The organism is uncultured Caulobacter sp., assembly GCF_947036865.1.
In the GTDB taxonomy this organism is placed as follows: domain Bacteria; phylum Pseudomonadota; class Alphaproteobacteria; order Caulobacterales; family Caulobacteraceae; genus Caulobacter.
The window spans coordinates 35570-53688 of sequence record NZ_CAMQSF010000002.1 but is presented as its reverse complement, the minus strand read 5'-3'; the positions used below and the strand labels follow the sequence as shown (position 1 = coordinate 53688).

17 protein-coding genes are annotated in these 18119 nt (G+C 67.9%); 11 read left to right on the top strand and 6 right to left on the bottom strand.

Annotation, left to right across the window (positions count from 1 at the left end; genetic code table 11):
• Window positions 1–419: 419 nt before the first annotated feature.
• From hemE to rho, 5 genes are all read left to right on the top strand, one after another.
• Window positions 420–1463 carry a uroporphyrinogen decarboxylase gene (gene hemE, locus Q0V34_RS02290; protein ID WP_297507097.1) on the top strand — a complete coding sequence of 348 codons (1044 nt, stop codon included), beginning with the start codon at window positions 420–422 and terminating at the stop codon, window positions 1461–1463.
• Window positions 1460–2503, top strand: a complete 1044-nt coding sequence (gene hemH, locus Q0V34_RS02285) for a ferrochelatase (RefSeq protein WP_297507095.1) — start codon at window positions 1460–1462, stop codon at window positions 2501–2503. The genes hemE and hemH overlap by 4 nt, the downstream gene beginning before the upstream one ends.
• On the top strand, window positions 2452–2967 hold the full coding sequence (locus Q0V34_RS02280) for a CopD family protein (protein ID WP_297507093.1): 516 nt from the start codon (window positions 2452–2454) through the stop codon (window positions 2965–2967). The genes hemH and Q0V34_RS02280 overlap by 52 nt, the downstream gene beginning before the upstream one ends.
• Before the next feature lie 8 nt (window positions 2968–2975).
• Complete coding sequence (locus Q0V34_RS02275; protein ID WP_297507091.1) at window positions 2976–3395, top strand: ribonuclease E inhibitor RraB; 420 nt, start codon at window positions 2976–2978, stop codon at window positions 3393–3395.
• 250 nt (window positions 3396–3645) lie between these two features.
• Entirely contained in the window at window positions 3646–5088 is a 1443-nt protein-coding gene (gene rho, locus Q0V34_RS02270) for a transcription termination factor Rho (RefSeq protein WP_297507089.1), read from the top strand.
• An 80-nt stretch (window positions 5089–5168) separates the two neighbouring features.
• Here the strand turns inward: rho and Q0V34_RS02265 are convergent, their stop codons facing one another.
• Both Q0V34_RS02265 and Q0V34_RS02260 read right to left on the bottom strand, forming a co-directional pair.
• Complete coding sequence (locus tag Q0V34_RS02265) at window positions 5169–6134, bottom strand: quinone oxidoreductase (RefSeq protein WP_297507088.1); 966 nt, start codon at window positions 6132–6134, stop codon at window positions 5169–5171.
• Window positions 6134–6832, bottom strand: a complete 699-nt coding sequence (locus Q0V34_RS02260) for a dienelactone hydrolase family protein (RefSeq protein WP_297507086.1) — start codon at window positions 6830–6832, stop codon at window positions 6134–6136. Before Q0V34_RS02260 ends, Q0V34_RS02265 begins: the two co-directional genes overlap by 1 nt.
• A gap of 128 nt (window positions 6833–6960) precedes the next feature.
• Here Q0V34_RS02260 and Q0V34_RS02255 point away from each other — a divergent pair, with 128 nt between their 5' ends.
• The 6 genes from Q0V34_RS02255 to Q0V34_RS02230 all read left to right on the top strand — a co-directional run bounded on the left by Q0V34_RS02255 (window position 6961) and on the right by Q0V34_RS02230 (window position 12959).
• The gene (locus tag Q0V34_RS02255; RefSeq protein WP_297507084.1) at window positions 6961–7203 is read left to right on the top strand and encodes a DUF6489 family protein; all 243 of its coding nucleotides are present in this window, start codon (window positions 6961–6963) and stop codon (window positions 7201–7203) included.
• Between the two features lie 4 nt (window positions 7204–7207).
• On the top strand, window positions 7208–8548 hold the full coding sequence (mnmE, locus tag Q0V34_RS02250; RefSeq protein WP_297507082.1) for a tRNA uridine-5-carboxymethylaminomethyl(34) synthesis GTPase MnmE: 1341 nt from the start codon (window positions 7208–7210) through the stop codon (window positions 8546–8548).
• Between the two features lie 165 nt (window positions 8549–8713).
• Window positions 8714–10570 (top strand): tRNA uridine-5-carboxymethylaminomethyl(34) synthesis enzyme MnmG, encoded by a 1857-nt coding sequence (gene mnmG / locus Q0V34_RS02245; protein ID WP_297507080.1) that lies wholly within the window; start codon window positions 8714–8716, stop codon window positions 10568–10570.
• Window positions 10560–11210 (top strand): 16S rRNA (guanine(527)-N(7))-methyltransferase RsmG, encoded by a 651-nt coding sequence (rsmG, locus tag Q0V34_RS02240; protein ID WP_297507078.1) that lies wholly within the window; start codon window positions 10560–10562, stop codon window positions 11208–11210. Before mnmG ends, rsmG begins: the two co-directional genes overlap by 11 nt.
• Window positions 11200–12003, top strand: coding sequence for a ParA family protein (locus Q0V34_RS02235; protein ID WP_297507076.1), 804 nt, complete (start codon window positions 11200–11202; stop codon window positions 12001–12003). The genes rsmG and Q0V34_RS02235 overlap by 11 nt, the downstream gene beginning before the upstream one ends.
• A gap of 41 nt (window positions 12004–12044) precedes the next feature.
• The gene (locus tag Q0V34_RS02230; protein ID WP_297507074.1) at window positions 12045–12959 is read left to right on the top strand and encodes a ParB/RepB/Spo0J family partition protein; all 915 of its coding nucleotides are present in this window, start codon (window positions 12045–12047) and stop codon (window positions 12957–12959) included.
• 238 nt (window positions 12960–13197) lie between these two features.
• Here Q0V34_RS02230 and holA read toward each other — a convergent pair whose 3' ends face one another.
• The 4 genes from holA to Q0V34_RS02210 form a co-directional block, all read right to left on the bottom strand.
• The gene (gene holA / locus Q0V34_RS02225) at window positions 13198–14250 is read right to left on the bottom strand and encodes a DNA polymerase III subunit delta (RefSeq protein WP_297507072.1); all 1053 of its coding nucleotides are present in this window, start codon (window positions 14248–14250) and stop codon (window positions 13198–13200) included.
• 61 nt (window positions 14251–14311) lie between these two features.
• A complete protein-coding gene (lptE, locus tag Q0V34_RS02220) occupies window positions 14312–14812 on the bottom strand; it encodes an LPS assembly lipoprotein LptE (RefSeq protein ID WP_297507070.1) in 501 nt (166 codons plus the stop codon).
• Window positions 14813–14817: 5 nt separating this feature from the next.
• Window positions 14818–17403, bottom strand: a complete 2586-nt coding sequence (gene leuS, locus Q0V34_RS02215; RefSeq protein WP_297507068.1) for a leucine--tRNA ligase — start codon at window positions 17401–17403, stop codon at window positions 14818–14820.
• A 173-nt stretch (window positions 17404–17576) separates the two neighbouring features.
• Window positions 17577–18092: a DUF3576 domain-containing protein gene (locus tag Q0V34_RS02210; protein ID WP_297507725.1), complete on the bottom strand. Its 516-nt coding sequence runs from the start codon at window positions 18090–18092 to the stop codon at window positions 17577–17579.
• Window positions 18093–18119: the final 27 nt, after the last annotated feature.

Below are 18119 nucleotides of genomic sequence, written 5' to 3'. Positions count from 1 at the left end.
GGGACGCCGGGGCGCCAAAGCGACCTCCGGGCGTCGTGACACGGCGCCGCTGTGATCAACGGCCGCATTGCTCGCCTACCATCCCCAAGCGCGCCCCGCATCCCCGAAGCGTTAATCTTGGCTGTCCAGGCGCCGGGGACGAGATCGGCGGGAAGCCGATGTCACGGCCATACGCGTTAAGATTTCATTAAGGTCTTCAAGCGGCTGGTCGACTGTCCCCATGATTAACAAAGCGTTAACCCCCTGTGGGGCGGGCTGGGGGCAAGGATCGATCGCGTGTGGGAATCAGGCGGGCTAAGGCCTTTGTCCCCGCTTCGCAGTTGCCCCTCCGCACCCTCCTTCAATCTTAATTTCTTATTAAGAAATGATAGGAGGCTTACGGACTTGAGCCTGGGCGCGGGCCGGGCTTTAAGCGAGCCATGACGTCCTCGACCTCGACTCCGAAATTTCTCTCCGCGCTGTCGGGGCAGAGCCATGCCCACCCGCCGATCTGGTTCATGCGTCAGGCGGGCCGCTATCTGCCGGAGTACCGCGCGGTCCGGGCCACCGCGCCGGACTTTATCAGTTTCTGCTTTGATCCGGAGAAGGCCGCCGAGGTCACCTTGCAGCCGATGCGGCGATTTCCGTTCGACGCCGCCATCGTGTTCGCCGACATCCTGCTGATCCCGGGAGCTCTGGGCCAGAAGGTCTGGTTCGAGGCGGGCGAGGGTCCCAAGCTTGGCGATATGCCGTCGATCGAGGCCATGGCCGAGAAGGCCGGCGAGGCGGGCAAGGCCCTATCGCTCGTCGGGGAGACGCTGACGCGGGTTCGCTCGGCGCTGGATCCGTCGAAGGCCCTGATCGGTTTCGCCGGCGCGCCCTGGACCGTGGCGACCTACATGATCGAGAAGGGCTCCAGCGATCGCAGCGGCGCGCGGACCTACGCCTACCAGAACCCGGAGAAGATCGACGCCCTGATCCAGGTGCTGGTCGACTCGACGATCGACTACCTGGCCATGCAGGTCGACGCCGGCGCCCAGGCGGTGAAGCTGTTCGAGAGCTGGGCCGAGGGCCTGTCCGAGCCGCTGTTCGATCGCCTGGTCACCCAGCCGCACAAGAAGATCGTCGAGGGTTTGCGGGCCCGCGGCGTCACCGTGCCGATCATCGGCTTCCCGCGCGGGGCCGGCGCCCTGGTCGAGGGCTATGCCGCCGAGGTCCCGGTGCAGGGCGTGGCGCTCGACACCCAGGCCAGCGCCAAGCTGGGCCAGGTCATCCAGAAATCCAAGACCATCCAGGGCGCGCTCGATCCGCTGCTGCTCCGCGCCGGCGGCGATGCGTTGCTCAGGCGGGTGGACGAACTGCTCGAGCAATGGAACCAGGGTCCCTATATCTTCAACCTGGGCCATGGGATCCTGCCGGACACGCCGATCGCGCACGTCGAGGCGGTGCTGGAGCGGGTGACCGGCCAGAAGGTGGCTCAGTGACCAAGAAACTCGCCGTCGTTCTGTTCAATCTGGGCGGACCCGATGGCCCGCGCGCGGTGCGGCCGTTCCTGTTCAACCTGTTCCGCGATCCGGCGATCATCGGCGCGCCGGCCCTGATCCGTTATCCGCTGGCGGCCTTGATATCGACCACGCGCGAGAAGTTGGCCAAGGCCAACTACGCGATCATGGGCGGCGGCTCGCCGCTGCTGCCGGAAACCAGGATGCAGGCGCGAGCGCTCGAAACAGCCCTCGCGGTCGCTTTGCCGGGCGTCGAGGCCAAGTGCTTCATCGCCATGCGCTATTGGCATCCGTTGACGGAAGAGACCGCCCGGGACGTCGCGGCCTTCGGGCCGGACGAGGTCGTGCTGTTGCCGCTCTATCCGCAGTTCTCGACCACCACGACCGGTTCGTCTCTGAAGGCCTGGCGCAAGGCCTATAAGGGCTCGGGCGCGGAGACGACGGTCTGCTGCTATCCGACCGAGGCGGGCCTGGTCGACGCGCACGCGCGGATGATCCGCGAGACCTGGGAGAAGGCCGGGTCGCCGACCAACATCCGCCTGCTGTTCTCGGCCCACGGCCTGCCGGAGAAGGTGATCCTGAGCGGTGATCCCTATCAGAAGCAGATCGAGGCCACGGCCGCCGCGGTCGCCGCCCGGCTGCCCGCCGAGATCGAGTGGACGGTCTGCTATCAGAGCCGGGTCGGACCGTTGAAATGGATCGGGCCGTCGAGCGACGAGGAGATCCGCCGCGCCGGCGCCGAGGGCAAGGGCGTGATGATCACCCCGATCGCCTTCGTGTCGGAGCACGTCGAGACCCTGGTCGAGCTGGATCACGAATACGCCGAACTGGCCAAGACCGTGGGCGTCGCGCCCTATGTCCGCGTTCCGGCCCTGGGCGGCGCGCCGTCGTTCATCGACGGCCTCGCCGCCGCCGTTCGGAACGCCTTGAGTGAGCGGGCGCGTTCCGTTGCCCCCGCCTGCGGCTGGCGTTGCGGCGCCGAATGGTCGAAGTGCCCCCGTCGGGAAGGAGCCGCGGCGTGATGGATTTCCTGGTGGCGCATTTCAATCTGGTGCGCGGGCTTCACATCCTGTCGGTGATCGCCTTCATGGCCGGGATGCTCTACCTGCCGCGCCTGTTCGTCTATCACACCAAGGCGGCCCCCGGCTCGGAGATGGCCGAGACCTTCGCGGTCATGGAGCGGCGCCTGCTGCGCGGCATCATCAATCCGGCCTCGATCGCCACGGCGCTGTTCGGCCTTGGCCTGATCCTCGCCGACAGCCAGATCCGCGGCTGGAGCTTCCTCGCCGAGCCCTGGATGGCCACCAAGCTAGTCGCCCTCGTTGGCCTTTACGGCTTCCACGGCTTCTTGTCGGCCTCGCGCAAGAAGTTCGAGAGAGGCGAATATCCCCGCTCGGAAAAGTTCTGGCGGATGGTCAACGAGATCCCGTTCGTGCTGGCGATCGTGATTGTCCTGTCGGTGACGACCAAGTTCCTGAACCATTGAGATCCATCGTGGCCGCGAAGCGACTTCTGATCTCTGCGATTTTGTCGGCCAGTCTGGTGGTAGCCGAGCCGTCGTTTGCGGAGACCATTTCTCGCGAACGGCTTGTCGAAATGTTCTCCAGCATGCGGGCGAACCTATCATGGAACGTGGATGGTCCGCTGCTCTGGGGATATTTCTTCACCGCGCCGAAGCAGGCCTCGTTGGAGCCGATTGCAAAGATGCTTGCCGATCGTGGCTATCGGCCCGTTGGCATCTATCTCGGAGACAAGGCGGGCGTTGGTGATCCGGATGTGTGGTGGTTACGCGTTGAGCGCGTCGAAAAACACACGGTGGATAGCCTTCAGGCTCGCAACAGCGAGCTCTACGGATTGGCTCGAAAATTCGCAGGCGTTCGGTACGACGGAATGGATGTTGGTCCCGCGCCTTAGTGAGGCGCTTGACCCGCCGCCCGCCGCGTGATTTGCATCGCCGATAGGTTCGCTGTCGGCGGACCCTCTTCCCTCACGGACCGGCGCCCGTCCTGGCGCGCCCCGCGAGCCCTCCGCTCCAAGGTCCGTTCCCCGAACGATCCGCGTCATCGTCAAGCGACGCGCATGTCCCGGCGCCGCCGGGCGTGACCCCTGAAGTTCTACCGGCCGGACTCCGTCTTGGAGCCCGCGCCCACTCTTGAGTCTTGCCATGACCGAAGAAACCGAAAACCAGATCCCGGGCGCCGACGAGGCGACCATCGAGGCCACCGTGGCCGACACCGCCGATATCGCCACCGAAGCCGCCGTCGATTCCCCGGAGAATGGAGCGGAAGGCGAGGGCGAGGACGAAGGCTCCGGCATCGCCGAGGCCGTCGCGGCCCTGGGCCTGAAGTCCATGTCCCTGCAGGAGCTGAAGGAGAAGTCCCCGGCCGACCTGCTGGCGTTCGCCGAGACCTTCGAGGTCGAGAACGCCAACTCCATGCGCAAGCAGGACATGATGTTCGCGATCCTGAAGACCCTCGCCGAGGAAGGCGTGGAGATCTCGGGCTCGGGCACCATGGAAGTGCTGCAGGACGGCTTCGGCTTCCTGCGCTCGCCGGAAGCCAACTATCTTCCGGGTCCGGACGACATCTATGTCTCGCCGTCGCAGATCCGGAAGTATGGCCTGCGCACCGGCGACAGCGTCGAGGGCGCGATCCGGTCGCCGCGCGAGGGCGAGCGCTATTTCGCCCTGACCAGCGTCAGCAAGATCAATTTCGAAAGCCCGGACAACGTGCGCCACAAGGTGCACTTCGACAACCTGACGCCGCTCTATCCCGAAGAGCGCCTGAACATGGAGCTGCCCGATCCGACCGTGAAGGATCGGTCGGGCCGGGTGATCGACATCGTCGCCCCGCTGGGCAAGGGTCAGCGCTGCCTGATCGTCGCCCCGCCGCGCGTCGGTAAGACGGTCATGCTGCAGAACATCGCCAAGTCGATCGAGACCAACCACCCCGAGTGCTACCTGATCGTCCTGCTGATCGACGAGCGCCCCGAAGAAGTCACCGACATGCAGCGCACGGTGAAGGGCGAGGTCATCGCCTCGACCTTCGACGAGCCGGCGACGCGTCACGTCCAGGTGGCCGAGATGGTCATCGAAAAGGCCAAGCGCCTGGTCGAGCACAAGCGCGACGTCGTCATCCTGCTGGACTCGGTGACGCGTCTGGGCCGGGCCTACAACACCACGGTCCCGTCGTCGGGCAAGGTGCTGACCGGCGGCGTTGACGCCAACGCCCTGCAGCGGCCCAAGCGCTTCTTCGGCGCGGCCCGCAACGTGGAGGAGGGCGGCTCGCTGTCGATCATCGCCACGGCCCTGATCGACACCGGCAGCCGCATGGACGAAGTCATCTTCGAAGAGTTCAAGGGCACCGGTAACTCGGAAATCGTCCTGGACCGTAAGGTCGCCGACAAGCGCATCTTCCCGGCGATCGACGTGCTGAAGTCCGGCACCCGCAAGGAAGAGCTGATCACCCCGCGCGACCAGCTGCAGAAGACCTATGTCCTGCGCCGCATCCTCAATCCGATGGGCGCCTCGGACGCCATCGAGTTCCTGCTGGACAAGCTGCGCCAGTCGAAGACCAACGGCGACTTCTTCCAGTCGATGAACACCTGAGTCCAGCCGGACTCAGCCGAGACGGAAAAGGCGCCGGTGCTACCCGGCGCCTTTTTTGTTCGGTGCTACCCGGTTTGGCCCTACGGCAGCAGCAGGGTGGCGCCGGTCGTACGGCGACCCTCCAGGGCCTCGTGAGCGGCCCGGGCTTCTTCGAGGGGGAAGGTCTGGCCGATGTCGATCTTCACGGCTCCGCTGGCCAGCACCCCGAACAGGGCGTCGGCGCTGTCGTCCAGCTCCTCGGTGGTGGCGATATAGTCGAACAGTTTCGGCCGCGTGACGAACAGCGACTTGCCGCCCAGCTCCAGCGGCGCGAACGGCGGCACGGGCCCCGAAGCGTTGCCGAAGGTCACCATCACGCCGCGACGCGCCAGGCTGGCGAGGCTGGCGGCCCAGGTGTCCTTGCCCACCCCGTCATAGACGACGGCCACGCCCTGGCCGCCGGTGATCTCGGCGACCTGTCCGGCGACCTCTTCTTTGCTGTAGTCGATGACATGGTCGGCGCCGAGATCGTGGGCGATCGCCGCCTTGGCCTCGGAGCCGACGGTGGCGATGACGGTCGCGCCGAGATGCTTGCACCACTGCACCAGGATCTGGCCGACGCCGCCCGCGGCCGCGTGGACCAGCACCGTGTCGCCCTGTTTCACGTGGAAACATCGCCGCACCAGAAACTCGGCCGTCATGCCCTTCAGCAGAACGGCGGCGGCGACCTCGAGGCTGACCGCGTCCGGAACGCCGACCACGCGATCGGCCGCGACGGCGGCCGCCTCGGCATAGGCGCCCAGCGCGCCGTTGTAGGCCACGCGGTCGCCAACCTTGAACCGGGTGACGCCGTCCCCGACGGCCTCGACCACGCCGGCCGCTTCCAGGCCCAGGGTAGCGGGCAGCTTGATCGGATAGAGGCCGGAACGGTGGTAGGTGTCGATATAGTTCAGGCCGATCGCCTGGTGCCGGATCAGCACCTGCCCAGGGCCGGGGGTGGGGGTGGGAAGGTCGACGACCTCCAGAACCTCCGGCCCGCCGGCCTGGGTGATCTGGACCGCGCGCATCAGCCGAGCGCCTTTTGGAAGAAGGCCAGGGTCCGGCCATTGGCCTTGGCGGCGTCGGCGGCGTCATAGTGCGCGCCACCCTCCCGGGCGAAGGCGTGATCGCGATCGGCATAGGTATGCAGCTCGATCTGCGGGTGGTCCTTCAAGGCGTTGAGGATCACCTGGCGCGCCTCGGGCGGCACGAACTGATCCTTCTCGGCGATGTGCATCAGGAGCGGCTTGTTCAGCTTCTCGGCCTCGCCGACCCGCTGCTCCAGGCCGACGCCATAATAGGAGACGCTGGCGTCGACATCGGTGCGGGTCGCGGTCAGGAAGGCCAGCAGGCCGCCCAGGCAATAGCCCACCGCGCCGACCTTGCCGTTCACGCCGGGGAGCTGGCGGACAGCCGCGATCGTCGCGGCGATGTCCGACACGCCGGCGTCCACGTCGAACGCATTGAACAGTTCGAAGGCGCGCTTCCACTCGGCCTCGCTCTGATCGGTGATGTCGATGCCCGGTTCGATCCGCCAGAAGAGGTCCGGACAGACCGCGACATAGCCCTGAGCGGCGAGGCCGTCGCAGATATCGCGCATGACCTTGTTGACGCCGAAGATCTCCTGGATGACGACGATGGCCGGCGCCGCCGCGCTCGCGGGCGGGCGGGCGACATAGGCCGAGAACGCGCCGTCCGGCGTGGTGATGGTGAGGGTCTCGCTCATCGGGGCTCTCCGTCCGTGCCAGGTCCTTTGAAAAACAGGACCGATGTGACTTTCGACCGAAGCGCTCTAACCTGCCGACGCGACCCTCGCCCATAACAATATCGTGCCCTGACCGAAGGGAACCCGTGATGAAGATGACGATCGAGATCGACTGCACGCCGGTGGAGGCGCGCGCCTTCCTGGGCCTGCCCGATGTCAGCGCCCTGAACGACCATCTGGTCCAGGAGATGCAGGCGCGGATGGACGCCAACATGGCGATGCTGGCCCCGGAAGAGCTGATGAAGAACTGGATGGCGTTCGGCGCCGGCGCCCAGGAGTCGTTCCGCAAGTTGATGACCGCGGCGGCCGGCGCGGCCGTCGGGAAACCCTAAGGGCATGAGCGACACGATCTTCGCCCCGGCGACGGCGGCCGGGCGCGCGGCGGTCGCCGTGGTGCGCATCTCCGGCCCCAAGTCCGTGACGGTGATCGAGGCTCTGGCGGGGCGGGCGCCGGCGCCGCGCGTGGCGTCGTTGCGGACGTTGCGCCATGGCGGCAAGGCGATCGACGAAGCCTTGGTCCTGCGCTTCGCGGGCCCCGCCAGCTTTACCGGCGAGGACAGCGCCGAGTTTCACGTGCATGGCGGACGGGCGGTCGTCGAGGCGCTGATGGCGGCTCTGGCGGACTTGGGCCTTCGGTTGGCCGAGCCCGGCGAGTTCACGCGGCGCGCGTTCGAGAATGGAAAACTGGATCTCGCCCAGGCCGAGGGGGTGGCGGATCTGGTGGACGCCGAGACCGAGGCCCAGCGGCGACAGGCTTTGGGGCAGGTCGGCGGCGCGCTCAGCCGGCGCTATGATCACTGGCGAGAGCTTCTGGTGCAGTCCCTGGCCATGCTGGAGGCCGCCGTCGACTTTCCCGACGAGGAGCTGCCGGAAGCGGTGGCGGAGCGCGCGCGTCCCGGTCTTCGCAAGCTGAAGGCCGAGCTCGACGCGGCCCTGGCGGACGCGGAGCGAGGGCGGCGTGTGCGCGACGGTTATCGGATCGCTCTGGTCGGCGCGCCGAACGCCGGCAAGAGCACGCTGCTGAACGCGCTTGTCGAACGCGACGCCGCGATCGTCACGGATATTCCCGGGACGACGCGGGACATTATCGAAGTCCCGATGGCGCTCGCCGGCTACCGCGTTCTGATCGCGGACACAGCGGGGCTGAGGGAGACGTCGGACCTTGTCGAGGCTGAGGGGGTCCGTCGAGCACGAGCGTGGGCGGACGAGGCTGACCTTAGGCTATGGGTCGTCGATGGGTTTCACGTGAAACATCCCGCGACGCGGGACGCGACCATCCGGCCCGGCGACTGGCTCGTGCTCAGCAAGACCGACATCGCCAACGCCCAGGCCTTGGATGAGGCGGAAGCGTGGGGGCTGTCCGAGGATCTCCACGTGAAGCGTGTCTCGGCGGCGTCCGCCCAGTCGGTGGGCGCCCTCCGGCTGGCCCTGGGCGAGCACGTCGCGTCCGCCCTGGCTGGCGCAGAGTTTCCCGCCGCCACGCGCCTGCGGCACGCCGAACGCCTCGGCGAGGCGCGGGCCTACCTCGAGCGCGCGCTTTCGGAGATCGGGCTTGAGGTCGAGTTGGCGGCCGAGGACGTCCGGCTGGCCGGACGAGCGCTGGAGAAGATCACCGGCCGCGTCGATCCCGAGGATGTCCTGGGCCGCGTCTTCTCGACCTTCTGTATCGGGAAGTGACGAAACAGAGTCGATCCCACCTCCATCCACAGGACGTTCACAGAGGCTGTCCAGGCGTTTCACGTGAAACGTCGATGAGTCACATCGACCGTCTCGCCTGTTTGGCGTATATTGCGAGTCCAACGCCCCCGCTCGTCCGGGGGCGTTCGCATTGAGGCGCGTTCTTTGTCCAAGTCCTGGGATGTCATAGTCATCGGCGGCGGCCACGCCGGCTGCGAGGCGGCGGCCGCCTCGGCGCGCGCGGGCGCGCGCACCCTGCTGCTGACCCACAAGCTCGAAACCATCGGCGAGATGTCGTGTAACCCGGCCATCGGTGGCCTGGGCAAGGGGCATCTGGTGCGGGAGATCGACGCGCTGGACGGCCTGATGGGGCGGATGGCCGACAAGGCCGGCATCCAGTTCCGGATGCTGAACCGCTCGAAGGGACCCGCCGTCCGGGGGCCGCGCGCCCAGATCGACCGCAAGCTCTATCGCGAGGCGATGCAGGCTGAACTGGCCGCCACTGCCAATCTCGACATCATCGCCGCCGCCGCGGAAGACCTGATCGTTAAGGACGGCAAGGTCGTGGGGGCCGTGGACGGGGAGGGGCGGACCTACCCCGCTCCACGGGTCATCCTCACCACCGGCACGTTCCTGAAAGGCGTGATCCATCGGGGCGAAGAGCGTATCCCGGCTGGCCGGGTTGGCGATCAACCCGCGATCGGCCTGTCGGACCGCCTGTATGGTCTCGGCTTCCAGATGGGTCGGCTGAAGACAGGCACGCCCGCGCGGCTCGATGGCCGCACCATCGCCTGGGATCGTCTGGAGAGCCAGGCGGCGGACGACCAGCCCGTGCCGTTCTCCTATCTCAATGACCGGATCGACGTTCCCCAGATCGCCTGCGGCGTCACCTACACGACCGAGGAGACCCACCGGATCATCGCCGAACGACTCGGCGAATCCGCCGTCTATGGCGGTCGTGTCACGGGGATCGGCCCGCGCTACTGCCCGTCGATCGAGGACAAGGTCGTCCGCTTCGCCGACAAGACCAGCCACCAGATCTTCCTGGAGCCCGAAGGCCTGGACGATCCCACCGTCTATCCGAACGGCATCTCGACCTCGGTTTCGGAAGAGACCCAGCTGCTGTTCCTGCGGACCATTCCGGGGCTCGAGGCCGTGGAGGTCATCCGCTACGGCTATGCGATCGAATATGACTATGTCGATCCGCGCGAGCTTTACGCGACCCTGGAGACCAAGCGCCTGCCAGGTCTCTATCTGGCCGGGCAAATCAACGGCACCACGGGCTACGAAGAGGCGGGGGCGCAAGGCTTGGTCGCCGGCCTGAACGCGGCGCTGGCGGCGCAAGGCCGCGAGCCGGCGCTGTTCGCGCGCGACGAGGCCTATATCGGGGTGATGATCGATGACCTCGTCACACGGGGCGTCACCGAGCCCTATCGGATGTTCACCAGCCGCGCCGAATTCCGGCTGACCCTGCGCGCCGACAACGCCGACCAGCGGCTGACCGATCGCGGCGTCGCGCTTGGCGTCGTTGGCGAGCGCCGCGCCCAAGCCTGGGCGGAGAAGAAGGCGCGGCTGGAGACGGCGCGGACCTTTGCCCGGTCGGTGACCCTGACGCCCAAGGAGGCCGTGCAAGCCGGTTTCAAGGTCAATAGCGACGGCGTCCGCCGTGACGTGTTCGCCATGCTGGCCTATCCGGACGTGACGCTCGACGATCTCGGCCGGATCTGGCCCGAGGTTTTCACGTGGAACGCCGACGTGCGCGAGCAGATCGAGATCGAGGCGGCCTATGCCGGTTATCTGGACCGCCAGCGCGCCGACGCCGAATCGCTGCGCAAGGACGAGGATCTTCGGCTGCCGGCCGATCTCGACTACGCGGCGATCGGCAGTCTGTCGAACGAGGTGCGCGAGAAGCTGGAGCGCGTGCGCCCGCTGACCCTGGGCCAGGCGGCCCGCATCGAGGGCGTGACGCCGGGGGCGCTGACCGCGCTGCTGGCGCACGTGCGGCGCGGCCGTGCCGCCTGATCTCGCTCTCGTTCCCGAACCCGTGTTGGACGCGGCGGGCTACCAAGCCCTGACCGGGGCGTCCGACGCGCAGATCGCCGACCTCGCGCGCTTCCAGACGCTGCTGGCCGAGTGGAACGCGGTCATGAACCTGGTCGGGCCGCTGACGATCGCGACCTACTGGACGCGGCACGCGCTGGACAGCTCGCAGCTGCTGGCCCTGGCGCCCGAGGCGACGACCTGGGCCGATCTCGGCGCCGGGGCTGGGCTTCCCGGCGTCGTGCTGGCCATACTGCTGAAGGGTAGGGCCGGGGCCAAGGTTCACCTGGTGGAGTCGATGACCAAGCGCTGCCGCTTCCTCGAGGTGGTCGCCAAGGACCTCGACCTGCCGGTCCAGATTCACAACGCCCGGGCCGAGGACCTGAAGCTGAAGGTCGACATCGTGACCGCGCGGGCCTGCGCGCCGATGACCAAGCTTCTCGGCTTCGCCGAACCCTATCTGCGCGCCGGCGCCACGGGCCTGTTCCTGAAGGGCCAGGATGTCGCCGCCGAGTTGTCCGAGGCCGCCAAGGCCTGGACCTTCGAGTCCGAGCTGCGCCCCAGTCAAAGCGACCCTCGCGGCCGCGTCGTTCAAGTGAAGAGGCTTTCCCGTGTCCGCTAATCCTCTCCGCGTCCTCGCCATCGCCAACCAGAAGGGCGGGGTCGGCAAGACCACGACCGCGATCAATCTGGGCACCGCCCTGGCCGCCTGCGGCGAGCGGGTGCTGCTGATCGACGCCGACCCGCAGGGCAACTGTTCCACCGGCCTCGGCATCGGTCGCACGCTTCGGCGAACCACGCTGTACGACGTGCTGATGGGCGAGTCGCCGGTGCTGGACGCCGCCGTGAAGACCGAGCTGCCGGGCCTCGACGTCATACCGGCCGACGCCGACCTGTCCGGGGTCGAGATCGAACTGGGTCAGACCGCCCGCCGGTCCTACCGCCTGCGCGACGCCCTGGAGCCGCTGCGGGCCGGCGGCCCCTACACCTATGTGCTGATTGACTGCCCGCCGTCGCTGAACGTGCTGACGGTCAACGCGATGACCGCCGCCGACGCGGTCTTCGTGCCGCTGCAGTGCGAGTTTTTCGCCCTGGAAGGCCTGACCCAGTTGATGCGCACCATCGAGCGCGTGCGCGGCAGCCTGAACCCGCGCCTGGAGATCCAGGGCGTCGTGCTGACCATGTACGACCGCCGCAACAGCCTGTCGGAACAGGTGGCCAAGGACGTCCGCGAGCACTTCGGCGACAAGGTCTATGACGCGGTCATCCCCCGCAACGTGCGGGTGTCGGAAGCGCCGTCCTTCGGCAAGCCGGTGCTGCTCTACGACCTCAAGTGCGCCGGCAGCCAAGCCTATCTGAAGCTGGCGCGCGAGGTGATCAGCCGCGAGCGCGATCGCCAGGCCCAGGCCGCCTGAGGCCCAGCGCCGTCTTTTTCCCGTGAACTTGTGAGCTTGTGATGGAGTCCGTCGTGGTGGGAGAGCCCGGTATGTCCGAGGGGCGTCGTGGTCTGGGTCGCGGTCTGTCCGCCTTGTTGGGCGAGGTCGACGCCGCGCCGGCCCAGGCGCCGGGCGACACCAGCGCCGGGTCGCGGGACGCGCCGATCGAGCTGCTGAAGCGCAATCCCGATCAGCCCCGCCGGACCTTCCGCGAGGACGACCTGGAAGACCTGGCCAACTCGATCCGCGAGAAGGGGGTCCTGCAGCCGATCCTGGTGCGGCCCGCCCCGGGGGCGGCCGGCGAATACCAGATCGTGGCGGGCGAGCGTCGCTGGCGGGCGGCCCAGCGGGCGGGCCTGCGCAGCGTGCCGATCATGGTGCGCGAACTCGACGACCTGGCGGTGCTGGAGATCGGCATCATCGAGAACGTCCAGCGGGCCGACCTGAACGTCCTGGAAGAGGCGCTGTCCTACAAGGTGCTGATGGAGAAGTTCGAGCGCACCCAGGACGCCATCGCCCAGACGATCGGCAAGAGCCGCAGCCATGTGGCCAATACGATGCGGCTGCTGGCCCTACCGGACGAGGTGCAGTCGTACCTGGTCAGCGGCGAGCTGTCGGCCGGTCACGCCCGCGCCATCGCCGCCGCCGCCGATCCGGTGGCCTTGGCCAAGCAGATCATCGAAGGCGGGCTGTCGGTTCGCGAGACCGAGGCCTTGGCCCGCAAAGCGCCGTCGGCGACGCCGGCCAAGAACAAGGGCGGGCGGCCGGCTCGCGTCAAGGACACCGACACCCAGGCGCTGGAGGCGGACCTGTCGTCGGTCCTGGGCCTGGACGTCTCGATCGACCATCGCGGCGCGGCCGGGACCCTGACCATCAGCTATGCGACGCTCGAGCAGCTCGACGACCTCTGCAACCGCCTGACCCGCGGGGTCTGAGCGATCTGGTCGCTTGCACTTAAATGAGTGCGGATGCGCGATTTTCTGGCCCGAAAACGGCGCGCGAAAATCGCCTCTGTCGCGCGCGGAGCAGCGCCTTTCCGTATGCTGGATGGCGCCATTTTCGTGAGGCGAGGGCGGTTCCCGCCGATTTCGGCCGCAAGCTTTTGTCTAGTAACGCTTTCTCGCGAACCGTCCACAGGGCCGCAAAGGCCTCGATTTTCGAGGTCGGCGGCCCTCAGAGCCCCAGGCGCCGGGCGCGGCCGGCGATCATCAGCGCCAGGCGCTCGGCGATCAGCTGGTCGGGCGAGCCGGAGGTCTTGCAAGCGCGATCGGCGGCCAGCACCTCGCCCTGGACCTCGAGGATCGCTTCCAGGTTCCAGCCGCGCGCCTGACGCAGGAATTCGCGCTCCTGCTTCCAGAACACGCCGGCGGCCTTGGCGGCGGCCTGCAGGTCGACGCCGTTCTTGTGGAGGGTCAGCACGCGGCGCAGACGGTTCAGATAGAAGCTGATCGCGCGGACCGCCGCCGGTCCGCCCTCGCCCTCGGCCGCCGCGCGCCGGAGGGCCTGCTGGGCCGGGCCGATCTTGCCGCCGAAGGCGTCGGCGGCGGCGTCGCTGAGCGAGGCCTCGGGCTCTACGCCGAGAAAGTCGGTCAGGTCGGCCGCCGTGGCGTTGACCCCGCTGCCCGGGCCTAGATACAGCGCCAGCCGCTCGATCTCGGCGCGGGCCACGCCGCGCTCCTTGGGCAGGCGCGAGACGAACAGCTCCAGTGCTTCGCTGTTAAGCCCGACCTTGTCCTGGGCCAGGGTGTCGCGCGCCAGCCGAGCCAGGTCGCCGGCCTCGTCCTCGTAGCAGGGGATGACGGCGCAGCCGCTGGCCTTCTCGCCGACCTTGCGCAGCGTCGAGTCGCGGCCTAGCGCTCCGGCCTCGACCAGGAAGAAGGCGTCCGGATTCAGCTGGCCCTCGACGTGGCGGGTCAGGGCCTCGGCGGCGGCCTTGTCCGGGCCGGCCTTGTCGGTCGAAAGGCGCAGCCGCACCAGCCGCCGTCCGCCCATCAGCGACAGGGCCGACAGCTCGTCCTCCAGCTTGGCCGGGTCGGCCTCCAGATCGCCGTCGGTCAGCTGGGCGGTGTCGAAGGGGTCGTCGGGACGCTCGACCACGCGCTTGGCCAGGGCGTTGGCGCGGTCGCGCACCACGCCCCGGTCCTTGCCGTAGATGACTACGGCCCGGATGTCCGGCGCCGGCTCCTTCAGGAAGCGCTCGACGTCCGGACGCTTGGACAGGATCATGACGCGCCTCCTGCGCCGTGGCGGGCGCCGAAGCCGCTCACGCCCTCGGCCGCCACGCGCTCTAAGCCGGCCTCTTGGCCGCCAGCCAGGTGGCGAGGTCCAGCTGGATCTTGCGGGCCGCCTCGGTCGCGGCCCGTTCCTGACCGTCCTGCTGGGCCGCGATCGCCGCATAGGGCTGGTCGGCGGAGTCGTAGGTCACCGACACGTCGGTGAGCCCCTTGTGCAGCTCGGCGCGGGTCTTGGCGTCCAGCAGCTTCCAGGTCACCGACATCTTCAGTTCATAGCGGTTGGCGACGTTATCGAGGCGCACGCCGCGGGCGAACCGCGTCTCGTTGACCGCGAAGACGAGCTTGTAGGCCGCCGGCCCGCCCTGATGATGGTTGAACGCGTCGTCGAGCTGTTCGCGCAGCAGATAGCCGCCGCGACCCTCGGCCGCCTCGGTCTCGATGCTGGAGAGGCCGCCTTCCACGCCCGGACGGGCATAGAGGGGCGTGAAGCCGGCGCAGGCCGACAGCACGGTCGTCGAAAGGGCCAGCGCGCCGGCGAGCAGGATGCGTTTCATCGGTCTCAATTGGCCACGATGTTGACGATGCGGTCCTTGACCACGATCACCTTGCGGACCGTGACGCCCTCAAGGTGGGCCATGACGTTCGGATCCGCCAGAGCGATTTTGGTCACCTCGTCGTCCGACGCGCCGGCCTTGACCTTCACCTCGCCGCGACGCTTGCCGTTGATCTGGATCGGCAGCACGCGCTCGTCGTCGGCGGCCAGGGCCGGGTCGGCCTTGGGCCAGGGCGCATTCACGACCATGCCTTCGCCGCCGATCTTGGCCCAGGCTTCCTCGGCCAGGTGCGGGGTGAACGGCGCGACCAGGCGGGCCAGGATGTGCAGGGCCTCGGCGCGCGCCGCCAGGACGGCGTCGCTCGCGCCCTCCGCCGGAGCGGCCTTCAGGGCGTTCAGGAACTCATAGAGCCGCGCCACGCCGCTGTTGAAGCGGAAGCCCTCGATGCTGTCCGAGACGAAGCCGATCAGCTTGTGGGCCGCCTTGCGCAGGGTCAGGGCCGACTCGTCCGAGGCGTCATGGGCGAAGTCGCCGGCCGGCTGGCTGTCGAACTCGTTCCACAGACGGTGCGTGAAGCGCCAGCTGCCCTCGACGCCGGCGTTGGTCCATTGGACGTCGCGCTCGGGCGGGCTGTCGGACATCACGAACAGGCGCGCGGCGTCGACGCCGTAGGCCTCGAAGATGTCCTCGGGGGCGACGACGTTCTTCTTGGACTTCGACATCTTCTCGACGTCGCCGATGACGATCGGCGCGCCGGTCTTGGCGTGCCTGGCCGTGCGCTTGTTCCCCTCGACGACGATCTCGACCTCGGAGGGCTCGATCCAGTCGCCGGCCTCGTTCTTGTAGGCCTCGTGGGTGACCATGCCCTGGGTGAACAGGCCCGCGAACGGTTCCTCGACCGACAGCAGACCCTCGTCCTTCAGGGCGCGGGTGATGAAGCGGGCATAGAGCAGGTGCAGGATCGCGTGCTCGACCCCGCCGATATACTGGTCGACCGGCAGCCAATGGTCCGCCGCCGCCTTGCCGACCGGCTCGGCGGCTTGCGTGTCGGCGAAGCGGGCGAAGTACCAGCTGGAGTCGATGAACGTATCCAGGGTGTCGGTCTCGCGCTCGGCCGCGCCGCCGCACGACGGGCAGGTCGTGTGCCGCCAAGTCGGGTGGCGCAGCAGCGGGTTGCCCGGCTTGTCGAAGGTGACGTCGTCGGGCAGGGCGACCGGCAGCTGGTCTTCCGGCACGGGCACGACGCCGCAGGCCTGGCAGTGGATCACCGGGATCGGACAGCCCCAGTAGCGCTGGCGCGAGACGCCCCAGTCCCTCAGGCGATAGACGGTCGCGCCCTGGCCCTGGCCGGCGGCCTCGATGCGGGCCACGGCCTCGGCCTTGGCGGTCTCGACGTCCATCCCGTCCAGGAAGTCGGAATTGAAGATCTTGCCAGGACCGACATAGGCCTCCTTGTCGACCGTGAAGGTCGCCGGATCCTCGCCGTTCGGCAGCACCACGGGCTTTACGGGCAGGCCGTACTTGCGGGCGAAGTCCAGGTCGCGCTGGTCGTGGGCCGGGCAGGCGAAGATCGCGCCCGTGCCGTAGTCCATCAGGATGAAGTTGGCGATCCAGACGGGCAGGGTGATCGACGGGTCCAGCGGGTGCCTGACCCGCAGGCCGGTGTCGTAGCCCAGCTTCTCGGCGCTCTCGATCTCGGCTTCCGAGGTGCCGCCCTTGCGGCATTCGGCGATGAAGGCCTGGATGTCGGGGTTCTCGACCGCCAGCGCCTCGGCCAGCGGGTGCTCGGGGGCGATGCCGACGAAGCTGGCGCCGAACAGGGTGTCGGGACGGGTGGTGTAGACCTCCAGTCCCTCGGCCAGGCCATCCGGGGCTTCACCGTCGAATTGGAACCGGAAGCGCAGGCCCTTGGAGCGGCCGATCCAGTTCTCCTGCATCAGGCGAACCTTGTCGGGCCAACGCTCCAGGGTCTTCAGGCCGTCGATCAGGGCGTCGGCGTAGTCGGTGATGCGCAGGAACCACTGGGTCAGCTTGCGCTTCTCGACCGTCGCGCCCGAGCGCCAGCCCTTGCCGTCGATGACCTGCTCGTTGGCCAGCACGGTCATGTCGACCGGGTCCCAGTTGACCGAGGCCTCCTTGCGATAGACCAGGCCGCGCTTCAGCAGGCGCAGGAACCAGGCCTGCTGCTTGCCGTAGTATTCCGGGTCGCAGGTGGCGAACTCGCGCGACCAGTCGACCGAGATGCCCAGCGCCTTCAGCTGCTCGCGCATGGCGGCGATATTGTCGTAGGTCCAGCCCTTGGGGTGGACGCCGCGCTCCATGGCCGCGTTCTCGGCGGGCATGCCAAACGCGTCCCAGCCCATCGGGTGCAGGACGTTGAAGCCCTGGGCGCGCTTGTAGCGAGCGACCACGTCGCCCATGGCGTAGTTGCGGACGTGGCCCATGTGGATGCGGCCCGACGGGTACGGGAACATCTCGAGGACGTAGTATTTCGGACGGCCGTCGTGGATCTCGCCGGTCTTGAAGACGTCGGCTTTGGCCCAGGCTTCACGCCACTTGGGCTCGGTGTCTTTGGGATTGTAGCGGGCCATCGGAAACCGGGTCTTGGATGCGAAAGGCGCCCCAACTCTTGGAAACGGAGCCCGCCAAGGCAGGCTCCGCGCGCGTCCGCGACAAAATTAAGCGGTTTCGCGGCCGGAGCGCGCAGGAATATGGGGATCCGGGAGAAGGTCCGCCCGGGCGGCGGGGCCTTCTCCCAGGAAAACTAGTTCTTGATATTCGAGAGACGAAGCTGACGGGCGCGCGTCAGGATGGCGTTCTCGATGTCGGTGGCGGTCTGGTCGGCGACGGAGGCGTCGACCCAGGCGCCGTTGATGTCCTTGGTCTGCTTGAACACCGTGACGTTCAGGCCGTCGGCGCGCAGGCGGGTGTCGAGAATATAGACCGTGGCCTTGAAGCGCTCGGCGGGCGTCTCCGGATTGGTGTACCAGTCGGTGACGATCACGCCGCCGTACGGGTCGGCCGAGGCCAGGGGCATGAAGGCCAGGGTGTCCAGGCTGGCGCGCCACAGATAGCCGTTGACCCCGATCGAGCCTTGCGCGACCGGCGCCTTGGAGCCGCCCAGGCCCAGGAAGCCCTTCTTCTGGCTCGCGGCGTCAAACGTCTTGGGGGCCTTGTTGCTGGCGCACGCCGTAACGCCCAGCATCGACAGAGCCAGGACGCCCGCGGCGACGCCGCGCATCACAGACCCACGCTCAAACGCCATAGTACCTCGCTCCAATGTCTCGCCGGCGCGAACACGCATCCA

Excerpts from the sequence above, each read along its gene's own strand:
- leuS (WP_297507068.1), bottom strand. The coding sequence starts at position 17,403 with ATGGCCCGCTACAATCCCAAAGACACCGAGCCCAAGTGGCGTGAAGCC.
- Q0V34_RS02255 (WP_297507084.1), top strand. The coding sequence starts at position 6,961 with ATGAAGATGACGATCGAGATCGACTGCACGCCGGTGGAGGCGCGCGCC.
- lptE (WP_297507070.1), bottom strand. The coding sequence starts at position 14,812 with ATGAAACGCATCCTGCTCGCCGGCGCGCTGGCCCTTTCGACGACCGTG.
- rho (WP_297507089.1), top strand. The coding sequence starts at position 3,646 with ATGACCGAAGAAACCGAAAACCAGATCCCGGGCGCCGACGAGGCGACC.
- mnmE (WP_297507082.1), top strand. The coding sequence starts at position 7,208 with ATGAGCGACACGATCTTCGCCCCGGCGACGGCGGCCGGGCGCGCGGCG.
- holA (WP_297507072.1), bottom strand. The coding sequence starts at position 14,250 with ATGATCCTGTCCAAGCGTCCGGACGTCGAGCGCTTCCTGAAGGAGCCG.
- Q0V34_RS02230 (WP_297507074.1), top strand. The coding sequence starts at position 12,045 with ATGGAGTCCGTCGTGGTGGGAGAGCCCGGTATGTCCGAGGGGCGTCGT.
- Q0V34_RS02260 (WP_297507086.1), bottom strand. The coding sequence starts at position 6,832 with ATGAGCGAGACCCTCACCATCACCACGCCGGACGGCGCGTTCTCGGCC.
- Q0V34_RS02265 (WP_297507088.1), bottom strand. The coding sequence starts at position 6,134 with ATGCGCGCGGTCCAGATCACCCAGGCCGGCGGGCCGGAGGTTCTGGAG.
- hemE (WP_297507097.1), top strand. The coding sequence starts at position 420 with ATGACGTCCTCGACCTCGACTCCGAAATTTCTCTCCGCGCTGTCGGGG.